General features: G+C 61.1%; 11 protein-coding genes and 1 other RNA gene. 3 read left to right on the top strand and 9 right to left on the bottom strand.

Translation table 11 applies throughout. The features are described from left to right. Positions 1 to 79 precede the first annotated feature (79 nt). The 3 genes from LDN12_RS14255 to LDN12_RS14245 all read left to right on the top strand — a co-directional run bounded on the left by LDN12_RS14255 (position 80) and on the right by LDN12_RS14245 (position 4,515). Positions 80 to 2,269: a glycoside hydrolase family 57 protein gene (locus LDN12_RS14255; protein ID WP_223923327.1), complete on the top strand. Its 2,190-nt coding sequence runs from the start codon at positions 80 to 82 to the stop codon at positions 2,267 to 2,269. A 196-nt stretch (positions 2,270 to 2,465) separates the two neighbouring features. Then, positions 2,466 to 3,491: a galactose-1-phosphate uridylyltransferase gene (gene galT / locus LDN12_RS14250; RefSeq protein ID WP_223923326.1), complete on the top strand. Its 1,026-nt coding sequence runs from the start codon at positions 2,466 to 2,468 to the stop codon at positions 3,489 to 3,491. 151 nt (positions 3,492 to 3,642) lie between these two features. Beyond that, positions 3,643 to 4,515, top strand: a complete 873-nt coding sequence (locus tag LDN12_RS14245) for a TIGR02757 family protein (RefSeq protein ID WP_223923325.1) — start codon at positions 3,643 to 3,645, stop codon at positions 4,513 to 4,515. Positions 4,516 to 4,833: 318 nt separating this feature from the next. Here LDN12_RS14245 and LDN12_RS14240 read toward each other — a convergent pair whose 3' ends face one another. From LDN12_RS14240 to LDN12_RS14200, 9 genes are all read right to left on the bottom strand, one after another. Next, entirely contained in the window at positions 4,834 to 5,532 is a 699-nt protein-coding gene (locus LDN12_RS14240) for an endonuclease III domain-containing protein (RefSeq protein ID WP_223923324.1), read from the bottom strand. Next, positions 5,529 to 6,407, bottom strand: coding sequence for an SDR family oxidoreductase (locus LDN12_RS14235; RefSeq protein ID WP_223923323.1), 879 nt, complete (start codon positions 6,405 to 6,407; stop codon positions 5,529 to 5,531). The genes LDN12_RS14240 and LDN12_RS14235 overlap by 4 nt, the downstream gene beginning before the upstream one ends. Before the next feature lie 131 nt (positions 6,408 to 6,538). After that, positions 6,539 to 10,111: a pyruvate:ferredoxin (flavodoxin) oxidoreductase gene (gene nifJ, locus LDN12_RS14230; RefSeq protein WP_223923322.1), complete on the bottom strand. Its 3,573-nt coding sequence runs from the start codon at positions 10,109 to 10,111 to the stop codon at positions 6,539 to 6,541. A 191-nt stretch (positions 10,112 to 10,302) separates the two neighbouring features. Continuing rightward, positions 10,303 to 10,896, bottom strand: a complete 594-nt coding sequence (recR, locus tag LDN12_RS14225; RefSeq protein ID WP_223923321.1) for a recombination mediator RecR — start codon at positions 10,894 to 10,896, stop codon at positions 10,303 to 10,305. Between the two features lie 256 nt (positions 10,897 to 11,152). After that, positions 11,153 to 11,467 (bottom strand): YbaB/EbfC family nucleoid-associated protein, encoded by a 315-nt coding sequence (locus LDN12_RS14220; RefSeq protein ID WP_223923320.1) that lies wholly within the window; start codon positions 11,465 to 11,467, stop codon positions 11,153 to 11,155. 200 nt (positions 11,468 to 11,667) lie between these two features. After that, entirely contained in the window at positions 11,668 to 13,368 is a 1,701-nt protein-coding gene (dnaX, locus tag LDN12_RS14215) for a DNA polymerase III subunit gamma/tau (protein WP_223923319.1), read from the bottom strand. Positions 13,369 to 13,495: 127 nt separating this feature from the next. After that, positions 13,496 to 13,594: signal recognition particle sRNA small type (gene ffs, locus LDN12_RS14210), an RNA gene on the bottom strand. A 169-nt stretch (positions 13,595 to 13,763) separates the two neighbouring features. Next, positions 13,764 to 14,228 (bottom strand): septal ring lytic transglycosylase RlpA family protein, encoded by a 465-nt coding sequence (locus LDN12_RS14205; RefSeq protein WP_223923318.1) that lies wholly within the window; start codon positions 14,226 to 14,228, stop codon positions 13,764 to 13,766. Between the two features lie 88 nt (positions 14,229 to 14,316). Beyond that, positions 14,317 to 15,198 carry a complex I NDUFA9 subunit family protein gene (locus LDN12_RS14200; RefSeq protein ID WP_223923317.1) on the bottom strand — a complete coding sequence of 294 codons (882 nt, stop codon included), beginning with the start codon at positions 15,196 to 15,198 and terminating at the stop codon, positions 14,317 to 14,319. Positions 15,199 to 15,258 lie beyond the last annotated feature (60 nt).

Raw genomic sequence — 15,258 nt, 5'->3', positions numbered from 1 at the left:
GCCGCACAAGGGGTTTTCGAGGACGGCGGCGAGATGGCTGTTTTTCAACAACCTCATAAGAGACAAGGAGCCGCCTGAGATGCCGACCCCGCTCGATGTGGTCATACTATGGCACATGCACCAGCCGTACTACAGGGACCCGCTCAAGAACGAGTATGAGCTCCCCTGGACCTACCTCCACGGCATCAAGGATTATTTCGACATGCCGGCGATCGTGGAAGACACTCCGGGCGCAAAGGCGGTCTTCAACCTGGTCCCGTCCCTGATAGAGCAGATCCTGGATTACGCCTCCGGCACCGCCGTTGACCCCTTCCTGGAAAAAGGCAAGGCTTCTCCGGCCGATCTGGCGGAGGCTGATCGCATCTTCCTGTTGGAGAATTTCTTTTCCGCCAACCGGCAGCGCATGATCGAACCGTCACGCCGCTACCTGGAACTGCTCTACATGGCCGGCGAGGGGAAACCGGGCAGCGCCCGTGACCGGGTACGGCACTTCAACGACCAGGATCTGCTGGACCTCCAGGTTTTGTTCTTCCTGGCCTGGACCGGAGAGGCTTCCCGCAGGCGCTATCCGGTCTTTGCCGAACTGGCGGCCAAAGGGGAGGAATTCACCGCCGCGGACAAGGCACTGCTCTTTGCCACGCAGCGGGAACTGTTGCAGGCCATCATCCCGTGCTACAAGCGCCTGCATCAGGAGGGGCGCGTTGAGTTGGCCGTCTCCCCCTACTACCATCCCATCCTGCCGCTTCTGTGCGACACCCGTAGCGCCCAGACCGCCATGCCGCGGGTCACGCTGCCCACGGCTGTTTTCCGCCACCCTGAAGATGCCCGCGCCCAGATCCGGCGCGGTATCGACTATTTCGAGCAGGTCTTCGGTTTCACCCCCACCGGCATGTGGCCGTCGGAAGGTTCGGTCAGCAACGAGACGCTGGAGATCATCGCCGAAAGCGGCATCGGCTGGATCGCGACGGATGAAGACATTCTGGTCAAAAGCCTTGAGGGGGGCCTGGGGGATCATAAGGAGCGTCTCTACCGTCCCTGGCGCTTCGTCTGCCGACAGGGGGAGATCGGCGCCTTTTTCCGCGACCACCAACTCTCCGACCTGGTTGGCTTCACCTACTCCCAATGGGATGCAAGCCGGGCCGTGGCGGATTTCTGCGGACGGCTGCACGCCATCAAGGGGCGTAGCGGCGGCGAGGGAAAGGTGATCCCGATCTGCCTGGACGGCGAGAACGCCTGGGAGTATTACCCAAACAACGCCTACGACTTTTTGCAGGGCTTGTACCGCGGCATTGCCGACTCACCCTCCCTCAACCTGACCCTCTGCTCCGACGTCCTGGCCCGCAGCACCTTTGACGGGCGGCTGCACGGCATCCACCCCGGTTCATGGATCAACGCCAATTACGGTATCTGGATCGGGCACCCGGAGGAGAACCTGGCTTGGGACCTCTTGGCCGCAACACGGGACGCCGCCGTCTCCCACAGCCCGGCCGTGGCCGAGGCCCTGGCAAGCGGCACCGTCGCAGCGGATGCCGATGTGGAGACGATCTGCCGTTCGCTGTATGCCGCCGAGGGGAGCGACTGGTTCTGGTGGTACGGCGACGACCATTTTTCGCCCCACAGCGACCGCTTCGACCGGCTTTTCCGCCAGCACCTGATGAACGTCTACCGGCTGCTGGGCATCGACACGCCGCGCGCACTGCTGGAAGCGATCAAGAAGAAGAGTCCGGCCGGATTGATCCGGGAACCGGCCGGCTTCATCGATCCCGAGATCAACGGCAGGATCAGCGACTACTTCGAATGGCTGGCCGCCGGCCTCTACGACCTGACCCGCCAGGGTTCGGCCATGCACTCCTCGGACCGCATGCTGCAAAGCTTCTACTACGGTTATAACAAGAGCCATCTCTTCTTCCGCATCGACGGCATTCAGGAGCTTTCCCGGATGTTGCGGGAGATCGACGTGCTCAACCTGCACCTCATCTATGACCGGGAATACCGGCTGCCCCTGCAGATGCGCACCGACGAGGGGCTTTTACAGGTCCGGGAAAACAACGCCTGGGTTCCGACCAGCGGCCATTGCCGTTGGAAGATCGCCAAGACCTGCGAGGTCTGCATCCCGCTGGAGGCCATCAAGCTTGCCTCCAAAAGCAAACTGTTCGCTTCGGTGACCCTGGTGCGCGACAATGAAGAGATCGGCCGCTGGCCGACGGATGCGCCTTTGATGTTGTATTATGCGGGGCCGGAGATCGAGCTGGACAACTGGCTCATATAGCCGCAACGCCATATTTGAGCGCTGAGGGCGTTGGCTCGTCGGAAGCTTGTCGGCATAGCGCTGCTATGCCTCCGGCGCCTCCTCCTCGCCGCCACCCTCATCATCTCAAATCTGACGTTGCTGAACGTGGCAGACAGTGTGACCTTCGGGGCCACTTTGGTGGAATTTATACGATACGCGTATCAAGGAGCTTACCATGTCAGAACTTCGCTGGGACCCCATAAAGCTGCACTGGGTTATCATCGCCACCGAGCGTGGCCGGCGGCCGCGGGATTTCCAAGTCGAGCCGGAGGGGGACGGCATGACCGCCTGCCCCTTCTGTTACGGCAATGAGGACAAGACGCCGCCCGAGATATTCGCTATCCGCCCCAGTGGCATGCCCAACGCCGCCAACTGGCGGGTGAGAGTAATCCCCAACAAATACCCGGCGCTACGGGTGGAAGGGGAGCTGAACAACCGCGGCTACGGACTGTACGACGTGATGAACGGCATCGGCGCCCACGAGGTCATCATTGAAACCCCCGACCACAACCGCAGCCTGGCCGATCTCACCGCCCACGAGATCACCGACGTCCTGACCGCCTACCGGGCACGTTATCTGGACCTGCGCAGGGATTTCCGCTTCCGCTACATGGTGCTCTTCAAGAATCACGGGCTCCGGGCCGGGGCAACCCTGCACCACTCCCACAGCCAGTTGATCGCCGTACCGCTTCTGCCGCCGGTGGCCGCAACCCAGCTCAAGGTGGCCCGCAACTATTTCAACACCAAGGAGCGTTGCATCTTTTGCGACATTATTGATTTCGAGCTGAAATGCGGCGAGCGGGTGGTGCGGGAATTCTCCAACTTCGTCACCCTGGCCCCCTACGCCTCCAGTTCGCCCTTTGAAGTTCGGCTCTATCCCAAGCGCCACAGCCACGACTTTGCCCTGATGAACGATGCCCAACTGGCCGAACTGGCCGTGGCCATGAAGGACATGCTGCTCAGGGTCAAGAACGTGCTGCGCGATGCGCCCTACAACTTCATCCTCCACACCGCGCCCCCCATGCATAGGCGACCCGGCAAGCCGACCCACTGGAACTCGCTGGAGCAGGACTATCACTGGCATATCGAGTTGGTGCCGCGCCTGACCCAGGTGGCGGGCTTCGAATGGGGTACCGGCTTCTACATCAATCCGACCTCGCCGGAGGATGCGGCAAGCTTCCTGCGGGAAGCGGAGGTATGAAACAGGTTGTTGAAAAACAGCCATCTCGCCGCGTCCTCAAAAGCCTTCTTGTGCGGCGTAGCGCTGCTACGCCTCCGCGGGGCTTTTTGCGGGTGCGACGATCTGACTATTTCTGAACAACCTGAACTTTTCAACAGACTGCCGAGACTCAATGCCCAAAAAAAACGACCTGAAAACCGTCCTTGACGCCCTGTACGCAACCCGTTCCGCCGCCCATCTGGCCAACGATCCGCTCTCTTTCTGCCACCGCTACCGGGAGCCGGCCGACCGGGAGGTGGCGGCCGTCATCGCCTCTGCCTTCGCCTACGGCGGCATCAAGATCATCCTGCGCACCCTGGAACGGATCTTCACCGAGCTGGGACCGTCGCCGCGCCGGTTCGTGGAGCGATTCGATGCCAAGAAGGGATTACGGACCTTCAGCGGCTTCAAACACCGCTTCAATGACGGCCGCGACCTGTGCGCCCTCCTGTGGGCCTGCCGGCTGATGATCGAGGACGCGGGCAGCGTCAACGGCTTCTTCGTGCGTTTCCACGACAGCGGGGCCGAGGACGTGACAGCCGCCCTGGACGGCTATACGGCTGCGGTACGAGGCCTGGATTACCGGCCGGTCTTCGGGAAGGCTGACATCCCCGCCGGCTCCTACTTCTCCTTTCTCTTCCCCGCACCCGCCTCGGGCAGCGCCTGCAAACGCCTCTGCATGTTCCTGCGCTGGGTGGTGCGTCCGGCCGACGGCATCGACCTGGGACTCTGGCAGGGGGTTTCACCCGCCCAACTGGTCATCCCGGTGGACACCCACATCAGCCGTATCTGCTCCTACCTTGGCTTTACCCACAGGAAGAACGCCGATTGGCGCATGGCCCGGGAAATCACCGACGGCCTGCGGTCATTCGATCCCGCGGACCCGGTCAAATACGACTTTTCCCTGGCCCACCTGGGCATCAGTGAAGGATGCACCGGCAACGATCCCTTGCGCTGCCTGAACTGCGCCATTGCCGGGGTCTGCCCTCAGGCAACTGCGGACTGACTACAGTTCACCTAAAAACCGTTCAAGCCGTGATGAAGTGGATAAACGACAATCAATCCGAACGGAGGGGCGCGCTGCTTTGTCCCGTTTTTCAGCCGTGGCTCTCTGCTGCGTGGGTGGAATTCTAAGCGGCCGGCAAAAAACACCCCGGCAACTAGGAGGGAAAGTCGCCAGGGCAAATGAGGGTTCTTAGGGAACCCTCGCAATGTTTTCTGTATCTTTATTCTACCAGACAGCTTATACCCTGGCAAGCAGGAACGGGCCTAACATTTTGGTTTCATACACAAAGAGCTGAAAAGCCTAGTTAATTGGTCGGGGTTACGGATTGCAGCCGGAATGGAAGACGGGGCATTGCAGCGCCAGGGGGCAGCCGTCGCACAACGGCCGGGTACGGCAGAAAATCTTGCACTGTTCCACGATCAGGGCGTGGTATTCGTTGAACAGCTGGGCATCGCCGGGCAGGTGCTCCATGAACAGTCGGCGGGTCTCGTCGTAGCCCGCATCGGCCGGTAGCAGGCCCAGGCGGTGGAACAGGCGCCGGGTGTAGGCATCGACCACAAAGGTCGGCTTGTTCCCGGCGTACAGCATGATCGCATCGCAGGTTTCCGGGCCGATGCCGGGCACCTTCAGCAACTCCGTGCGCAACTCGCGCCACTCCCCGTTGAACATGGCGTCCAGCGAGCCGTTGTGACGCTCCCGGAGCCACCCCACAAACCCTTTGATCCTGACGCTCTTGACGTTGTAGTAGCCGGATGGACGGATCAACTCCGCCAGACGACCAGCCTGAATGTCCTCAATCCCCTCGATGGTCAGCACGTTGGCTGCCTTCAGGGCTCCGATGGCCTTTTCCACATTGGTCCAGGCGGTGTTCTGGGTCAGGATCGCCCCGATGCAGACCTCGAAGGGGGTTTCGGCCGGCCACCAGAAACGTGGGCCGTAGTGCTCCAGCAGGCGGGCAAAGACGGCCCGGAGCCGTTCTCCGGTGACGCTGAGGTGTACCGTGGCCGGGCCGCTCATGCCACCTCGACCGAGGCAGACAGCCCCTGGACCATGGAGGGGTAACGCAACCTGACGCCCAACCTCTCCAGCATGCGGGAATTGTCCACCACCCGCGACTCGCTCACGTAGGAGAACATCAGGGGGGACATGGTCTGGCGCGCCTCCTCCAGGGGCACCTGGGGCTGGCGGGGCATGCCCAGGACATCGGCGGCGGCGTTGAAGTAACTGGTCATACTGGCGGGATGGCCGTCGCTGACGTTGAAGATGTCACCGTCCTTTCCCTTTTCAACCGCCGCAAGGCAAATCTGCGCCAGATCGTCGGCGTGGATGCGGTTACTTGGCCCGGACTCCTCTTCCTTGAGAAGCGGCTGTCCCTGGCTGATCTGCATCAGGGGCAGGCGGCCGGGGCCGTAAATACCGCTGATGCGCAGGATCACCACCCCCGCGCCGTGGGCCGCTCCGAACTCCCGGAAGGCTGCTTCGGCATCGAGACGCCGCTTGCCCATGGACGATGCCGGTGCGGTGGGGGAATCTTCCGTTACCGTACCGCCGCGGGTCTCGCTATAGACCGAGGTGGCGCTCAGGTAGACGATCTTCGCAGGCGGCGCAGATAGAGCCAAGGCGGCGCAGAAGTTCCTGGCCCGGGTGTCGAACAGCCCACCGCCCGGTGGCGGTACGCAGTACAGCACCGCCCCTCCGGCCGCCCCTTCCAGCGACGGCATCCCCGCCGCGTCGTCCAGGGAACCCACGACTGTCCCGAAGCCGTCCTTCTCCAAAGCGGTGCCCTGCTCCGCCGACCTGACCAGGCAGGTCGTCCCATATCCCGCATCGCTCGCCAAACGGGCGACACGCCTGCCTATGTAGCCGCAACCGGCTATGAATATCTTCTTCATGATCCCTCGCCGAATAACTGATCATCAATGCCCTCGTGGCAGCACTATAGCAGGTCGCCGACGCCGGAAAAAGGAAAAAGGCCCCGTGTATGCCACGGGGCCTTCGTTATGAAACGACCTGGTTCCGACGGTTACTTCTGATCGTCGTAGGTAAGCGCCGCCAGCTTCTGGAAATAGGCGAAACGGTTGGCGGTGAAGGCACTTGCCTGCTTCATCAGTTTGGCCGCGGCGTCGGGGTTGCTCTTCTGGAGCACCTTCCAGCGGTTCTCCCCGTAGGCGTACTCTTCCAGGGTGATGGTCGGCGCCTTGCTGTCCAGTTGCAGGGGGTTCTTGCTTTCGGCGGCCAGGGCCGGGTTGTAGCGGTAGAGCGGCCAGTAGCCGGATTGCACCGCTTTTTTCTGCTCATCCACGGCGGTGGTCATATTGATGCCGTGGGCGATACAGTGGGCATACGCGATAATCAGGGACGGACCATCGTAGGCCTCGGCCTCCAGCATGGCCTTGACGCACTGGGACGGGTTGGAGAGGGACACCGTGGCCACATAGACCGAGCCGTAGGCCATGGCCATCATGCCCAGATCCTTCTTGGCCACCGACTTGCCGCCGGCCGCGAACTGGGCCACAGCGCCCATGGGGGTGGACTTGGAGGCCTGGCCTCCGGTGTTGGAGTAGACCTCCGTATCGAGCACGATCAGGTTGATGTTCTTGCCCGAAGCGATGACGTGGTCCAGGCCGCCGTAACCGATATCGTAAGCCCAGCCGTCACCGCCGACGCACCACACCGACTTTTTAACCAGGTAGTCGGCGATGGGCACCAGGAGCCGTGCGGTCTGGTCCTTGCTCCCCTTCAGGGCCGCTTTCAGTTTGTCGACGCGGCCGCGCTGCGCCTCGATACCGGCCTGGGTGGACTGGTCCGCCCCGATGATATCCTTGATCAACTTGGCGCTGGAAGCGAACGCCTTGCTGCCGGCAAGCTCGTTCAGGTACTCCAGGGCCGACGAGTTGAACTGGTCCACGGTCAGGCGCATGCCGAAACCGAACTCGGCGTTGTCCTCGAACAGCGAGTTGGACCAAGCCGGGCCACGGCCGTCGGCCCGCTGGGCCCAGGGGGTGGTGGGGAGGTTGCCGCCGTAGATGGAGGTACAACCGGTGGCGTTGGCGATCAGCATCCGGTCGCCGAACAGCTGGGAGAGCAGCTTCAGATAGGGGGTTTCGCCGCAGCCGGCGCAAGCGCCGGAGAACTCGAACAACGGACGTACCAACTGGTTGCTGCGCAGGGTTTCCAGCTTGACCTGGGTCGGGTCCACATCGGGCAGTTTGAGGAAGAACTCGAAGTTTTCGGCTTCCTGGGCGCGCAGGGGGGGCTGGAAGTGCATGTCCAGCGCCTTGTGGTCCGGGTTCTGTTTATCCTTGGCCGGGCAGTTGTGGGCGCAGGCGCCGCAACCGGTGCAATCCTCCGGCGCCACCTGAACGGTGAGCTTCTTACCGGCCATCTCGGGGATCTTGCAATCCGCCGACTTGAAGCTTGCCGGAGCGCCCTTGAGCAGCTTGGCGTCATAGGCTTTCATGCGCACCACGGCGTGGGGGCAGACGAACGAGCAGATGCCGCACTGGATACAGAGTTTCTCGTCCCACACCGGGATGTCGATGGCGATGTTGCGTTTCTCGTACTGGGACGTAGCGGTGGGGAAGGTGCCGTCGGCCGGCATCTTGGATACCGGCAGGTCGTCGCCCAGACCGGCCACGATCACCCCGGTAACCTCCTTGACGAACTTGGGGGCCTTGGCGGATACGGCGGCGGCCATCCTCAGCTTGCTGGTGGCCTTGGAGGGCACCTTGACCTCGTACAGGTTGTTCAGGCCCGCGTCCACAGCCTTGTAGTTCATCTCCAACACCTTCTCGCCGGCCTTGCCGTAGGACTTCTTGATGGCGTTCTTGATGGAAGCCACGGCGGTCTTGAGCGGAATGATATTGGAGATCTTGAAGAAGGAGGTCTGCATGATCACGTTGATGCGGGGTCCCAGGCCGATCTCGTTGCCCAGCTTGACGCCGTCGATCACGTAGAACTTGAGCTTCTTGTCGATGATCTGCTGCTGCACCTCTTTCGGGATGCGGTCCCACACCTCGTCGTGCTCGAAGGGGGCGTTGAGCAGGAAGGTGGCCCCTTTCTTGGCCTTGGAGAGCATGTCGTACTTCTCCAGGAAGGAGAAGTTGTGGCAGGCCACGAAATCGGCCTCCTGGACCAGGTAGGGGGCGCGGATCGGCTTCTTGCCGAAGCGCAGGTGCGACGTGGTCATGGAGCCGGCCTTCTTGGAGTCGTAGACGAAGTAGGCCTGGGCGTTGTTCTTGGTCTCCTCGCCGATGATCTTGATGGAGTTCTTGTTGGCGCCCACGGTGCCGTCCGAGCCCAAGCCGTAGAACATGGCCTGGTAGACACCGTCCATGGGGTTCTTGTAGCTCGTGTCCACCTTCAAGCTGCAGTTGGTGACGTCCTCCTCGATCCCGACCACGTAATGGTTTCTGGGGGACTTGGCCTTGAGGTTGTCGAGCACGGCCTTGGCCATGGCGGGGTTGAATTCCTTGGAACCGAGCCCGTAACGGCCGCCGACGATGATCGGGTATCCCTTGAAGGAGAACTTCTTCTCGGCCATGGCCTCGCCGATGGCGGTGCGCACATCCAGGTAGAGCGGCTCGCCCAGGGCGCCCGGCTCCTTGGTGCGGTCGAGCACGGCAATCTTCTTCACGGTCTTGGGCAGGGCCTTGATGAAGGCGTCCAACGGGAAGGGGCGATAGAGATGGATCTTGACCACGCCGACCTTTTCACCCTTCTTGACCAGGTTCTCCACGGTTTCCTGAACCACGTCGGCACCCGAGCCCATCACGACCACCACGCGCTCAGCATCCTTGGCCCCCACGTAATCGACCAGCTTGTACTTGCGGCCGGTCAGCTTGGCGAACTTGGCCATTTCGTCCACGACGATGTCGATGCATTTGGGATAGTAGGGGTTGACCGTTTCGCGCCCCTGGAAGTAGACGTCGGGATTCTGGGCCGTGCCGCGCATCACCGGGCGGTCGGGGCAGAGCCCGCGCCCCTTGTGCTCTGCGATCAGTTTGTCGTCCAGCATGGCCCGCATATCGTCGAAGGTAAGCTCCTCAACCTTGAGGACCTCATGGGAGGTGCGGAAACCGTCGAAGAAGTGCAGGAACGGCACCCTGGAGCGCAGGGTGGCGGACTGGGCGATCATGGCGAAGTCCATGGTCTCCTGGACGTTGTTGGAACAGAGCATGGCCCAGCCGGTGGAACGGCAGGACATGACGTCGGAGTGGTCGCCGAAGATCGACAGGGCCTGGGCGGCGATGGCGCGCGCCGAGACGTGGAACACGGTGGAGGTCAACTCGCCGGCGATCTTGAACATGTTGGGGATCATCAGCAAAAGCCCCTGGCTGGCGGTGAAGGTGGTGGTCAACGCCCCGGCCTGCAACGCGCCGTGGACCGCACCGGCGGCGCCGCCCTCGGACTGCATTTCCACCACGCTGGGAACGTTGCCCCAGATGTTCCTCTCGCCGGCGGCGCTCTTGGCGTCGGATATCTCACCCATCACCGATGACGGGGTGATCGGATAGATGGCAATGACCTCGTTGGTGGCGTGAGCCACGTGGGCAGCAGCGGTATTGCCGTCGATGGTTACCATTTTTCTGCTCATGCGTTCCTCCTGTTTGTGATTATCCTGGCTATTTGTTCAATTCGAGGTGTTATCTATATATTTTACCACAGGTTGTTCAAAAACAGTCAGATCGTCGCACCCGCAGGAAGCCCCGAGGAGGCGTAGCAGCGCTACGCCGCACGAAGGGGCTTTCGAGGACGGCGGCGATATGGCTGTTTTTCAACAACCTACTACAGCTCGTTTCGCCCCTGGAGCGCCCACTGCACCGTAGCCGCATCGACGAATTCAATATCGCTTCCCAGCGGGATGCCGTGGGCCAGTCGGGTGACCTTCACACCGTGCGGCTTGAGCGCCTTGGTCAGGTAGAGAGCCGTTGCCTCGCCTTCCACCGTGAAATTGGTGGCGATGACCACTTCGTTCACCCCACCCCGGGCGACCCGCTCCAACAGTTCGGCGATCCGCAGGTTCGAGGGGCCGATGCCCCCCAGCGGCGAGATCGCCCCCTCAAGGACATGGTACACGCCCTGGTAGGCGTTGCTCCGTTCCAGCGCCATCAGGTCCTGGGAGTTCTCCACCACGCAGATCGTTCCGGCATCGCGGTTGCCGGAGCAGATGGCACAGGGGTCGTCCTCGGTGACGGCAAAGCAGGTGGAACAGGCGTGCACCCGGTCGCGGACCTCCTGAAGGGACTCCGCCAGCGCCGTCAGGTTGTGGGGAGACTTGAGGAGATGGAACGCCAGCCGCAGGGCAGTGCGTTCGCCTATACCCGGCAGTTTCTTCAACTCTCCGACCAGACGCATCAACGAGGAGGATTTTGTTAGCATATTTCCCAACACAAATAAAACATTTTTTTAAAATTATAGCATGGATAAAAAATATGCTCCCCCGTCACGGAACGGGCCGGCAGACAACCGAACACCCTGGAGGAGCACATAATAAAGACCTTTATACCCGCAGTGGCATGGCAACGGAGTTTGCCCGTATACACCACCACTATTAGCCGAACTAAAACTTTTAGTCAAACTAAAACTCATGACAACCGGCATAATCGCCGTTACCATGGACAATGCCGCAGAAAGACTAGAAGAGACCCGGGATACTCATACCGCCGGTGATCTTGGACATTTCTTCGGAGATCTCACCGTGAACCTTCTTCATCGCCTCGTTGACCGCAGTAATGATAAGGTCTTGCAGCATTTCCACATCACTCGGATCAACGGCTTCTTTTTTTATCGAAAGTGAAATAATTTCGTTCTTGCCGTTGACCTGTACGCTTACCGCTCCGCCGCCCGAGGACGCTTCGGCCGTCCGCTGGCTCGCCTCTTCCTGGAGCTTCGCCATTTTCTGCTGAATCATCTGGGCCTGTTTCATGATGCTTGCCAAACCTTTTGACATCTGTCCCTCCCTGAGTATGAAATACGTCTAGAGGTTGTTGAAAAACAGCCATCTCGCCGCCGTCCTCGAAAGCCCCCTTGTGCGGCGTAGCCCTGCTACGCCGCACAAGGGGCTCCCTGCGGGTGCGACGATCTGACTATTTTTGAACAACCTGAGTTATTCAACAGACTGCTAAAACCTGGTTATATGTCGCAGGGTCGTTACGCTTTGCGGATCTCCGTAACGGTACCGCCGAATATCCGCGCCGCTTCATTGATCACCGGATGTTCGGCGACCTCACGTTTCAGGTCCTCCATCAGCCGTTCGTTATCGCTCTTTTTTTTTTCCGCCAGTGATTGGGGCGGCTCGCCGGTTTCGGGCGTGATGGCCTTGATCCTGATCGTCGTTTCATGCCCGGTAAACTCCTGTGCCAGCGTCCGGATCTCGGCGATGAAGTCCGCATCCTGGGCCATATTCAGATAGTAACCGACCGGGAAACCGATCTCCATCTGCCCCTGTTCCAGCTTGAGCGGGCTGCCGTGTTCCAGCACCGAACCGTTGGCCGGGCGCTTTTCCACACAGAAATCCACAAAACGCTCCCAGTCGGCGTAACCTCCACGCGATTGCGGGCGCGGAGACGGCGACGGCTGTTGCGGAGGCTCAGCAGCCGGGCGCGGCGGCTGTTCGCCGCGGGACGGCTCCGGGCGTTGCGCCGGGGCAGCGGCAGATGCCGGGGCGGCAGGCCGTGAGGCATCCCAGGGAAGTGTGGGGGTATGGACCGCCCCGCTTTCAAGCCCCTTGAGTTTCTCCAGCAACTCCTGAATCGGAATGACCGGCACCAGCGTGGCCGCCTTGAGCAGCGCGATCTCCAGAATCAAACGGGGGAACGTGGCGTAGGCCATCTCGGTTTCCGCCTTCAGAAGGAGGGTCAGGCGGCGCTGGATCTCCTGAGGTGAAAAACCGTCCCCCTGGCGGCGCAGTTCTTCGAGTTCCGCCTCGGCCAGGTCAAGTATCTCTCCGGGGTTTTTCACCGAGCGAATCACCAGGAGATTGCGGAAGTGCTCGATCAACTCCTGGCAAAACTGGCGCATATTGTAGCCGACCCCGTCCACCCGCTTGACGCCCGCCAGCACCCCCTGGGTGTCGCCGCTGAAGACCGCCCCGGAGATATCGGCCAGCAGGCGTCGATCGACGGCCCCGATCATGGTGGCCACATCCTCGTCGCTGACGCTGTTGCCGCAAAAGGCCAACACCTGGTCGAAGACCGACAGGGAGTCGCGCATGCTGCCGTCCCCCTTGCGGGCAATCATGGCCAGGGCGGCGTCACTGATGGAGATGCCCTCCTCCCCGGCGATGAAGCGCAGGCGCTCGATCAGCTTCGGCAGAAGGATGCGCTTGAAATCGAAACGCTGGCAGCGGGAGAGGATGGTGACCGGGACCTTGTGGGGTTCGGTGGTGGCAAAGATAAACTTCACATGGGCCGGCGGCTCCTCAAGGGTCTTCAGCAGGGCGTTGAAGGCGCTGGTGGAGAGCATGTGGACTTCGTCGATGATGAAGATCTTGTAGCGGCTGTGGGAGGGGAGGTACTTGATGTTGTCGCGCAGGTCGCGCACATCGTCCACGCCGGTATTGGACGCGCCATCGATCTCGAAGACATCGGTGGAGGTGCCGTCGGTGATCTCCTTGCAGATCGGGCAGGCGTTGCACGGCTCGGTGGTCATCCCCTGCTCGCAATTGAGCGCCTTGGCCAGAATGCGCGCCGAACTGGTCTTGCCGACGCCCCGGGCGCCGGTGAACAGGAAGGCATGGGCCACCCGGCCAGTGTCGATGGCGTTTTGCAGCGTACGACTGACATGCTCCTGGCCGGTCAGTTCTGAGAAGGTCTGGGGGCGATATTTACGGGCGAGAACAACGTAGGACAAAGGGGCGTTACCTCACAGGGGCTGCGTTCGGAGGTCATGAACCGTACTGATTAGCGCCGGCGGGCAGTTCACACCGCGTCCCTGACCGGGGACTCAAGCCCCGTACAACCTGTTTGCAGGCGGATATGATAGCCGGGCTTACCCACGGCACACGACGGGAGCCGCTGCCGTTGCTTCCTTCCGGACCTGGCGGAGTTCACGGCGTGCCGTTGCGTGGGGCCCGGCTATCATATCCGCCTGCAAACGAAAAACTGGCAGAGCAGGGTGCTTTCCGGCTGCAAAAGGAATATTAGCGTATCATGTCGTCCCGGCTTTGTCAAAACGATTTCAGCGGCACGGCAGGGCGGACTGCTTGGGAGAAAAGTGCCGCAGGGGTGAAAAGAGAGGCATTGTATCTAGGTGGGTTTTTCCAGCTTTTCCTGTAGCAGGGGGATGATCACGACCTTGATCTTGCCCTTACCCCACAAACCGATTTTCTTGGCTGCCGCACGGGACAGGTCGATAAAGTGGAAGGCCTTTTTGGCGCAACGGTCGGTGATCGTAACATGGACCTCCTGGTGGGTGGCCGGGTTGACGACCCGCACAACCGTACCCAAGGGCAGGCTTTCATGGGCAGCGGTTAGCTTATCGGGATGATAGCGGTAGCCCGACGTGGTCCTGCGCCCTTCGAAACGCTTGGCGTAGTAGGAGGCGAAACCTTCCATGGGCTCCAACGGGCTGCTTTTCAGGATGAGCCCTTCGAGGGCCTCCTCGAGTTTCGCAGAATCCGCGTCGGCGGCGATAGAAGGGGTGACAACGGCAACCATCAGCAGCAGCGCGATCCCGGCAGCAATAATATATGTCGTTGGGCGTCCTGTCATAACAAATCTCCGTACGATGTTTTATACAATAAAACAATCGCCGTGTCAAGTTCAGGGCAAACCTGCTGATTTATTTCACATTTGTGGTCTATCTGGTCAGATATTCGCCAATCCCTTCCTTGAAACCCTTCGGTTCAAAGCCAAAGGTCTGTTTCCAGCGGCCGTCACAGATATTCTCCTCCACCAGCATCTGCAACTGGTCCATGGTGATGGGGAACCGGGGGATGTTTTGCAGGGCCGGGATGGCCAGTTTCATCACCCCCAACGGCAGCCGGGGCTTGAACGGCGCAGATCTGCCCATGACAGCGGCAACGGCGTCCAGCAGGTCCACGTACCTCAGGCGGTCATTGCCGCACAGCTCATAGCACTGGCCGATGGTCACGGGCATCTCCAGCGCCAGGGCGAAACAACGGGCCACATCTGCAGCATGGATCGGCTGGAGGCGGTATGCCCCGCTGCCGATGACCGGCATCACCGGCGCCAGCCGCAACTGGCGGGCAAGCATGGCAACGAAGGCATCCTTGGGCCCAAAGATCAGGGAAGGGCGCAGGATGGTCCATTCGAGGCCGCTGTTTCGCACCAGTTCCTCGGCTCGGAACTTGGTCTTGTGGTAACCCGAAACGGCATTCGGCCTCGTCCCCAGGGCCGACATCTGCACATAGCGCCGGACACCGGCCTTCTTGGCAACGGCAAGCATGTTGGCCGTGGCCTGCACGTGCAGCCGCTCGAAGGTCACACCCTTCGCGGGAAACTCGCGGATGATCCCCACCAGGTTGATCATTGCACTACAGCCGTCAGCCCCCTGCTCGAAGCTTTCCGGGCGAGTGACATCACCCTCGATCTGCTCGACCCCCTCGGCGGCCGCAGACCGGCGATGCACCAGCAGGCGCACCTGATGCCCCCGCCGGAGCAGTTCATGGGTCACATGCTCACCGACAAAACCGGTTCCTCCTGCGATGAATATCCTCATGTCGCCCTCCTGGGCCTTCCGGCAGCCCGCCCCATTCGTAGGCGGCCGGCGGCGAAACTG

The sequence above is a fragment of the Geobacter sp. AOG2 genome (assembly GCF_019972295.1).
Lineage (GTDB): Bacteria > Desulfobacterota > Desulfuromonadia > Geobacterales > Pseudopelobacteraceae > Oryzomonas.
Note: the sequence above shows the minus strand (reverse complement) of the source record. Positions and strands in the feature narration are given on the sequence as shown.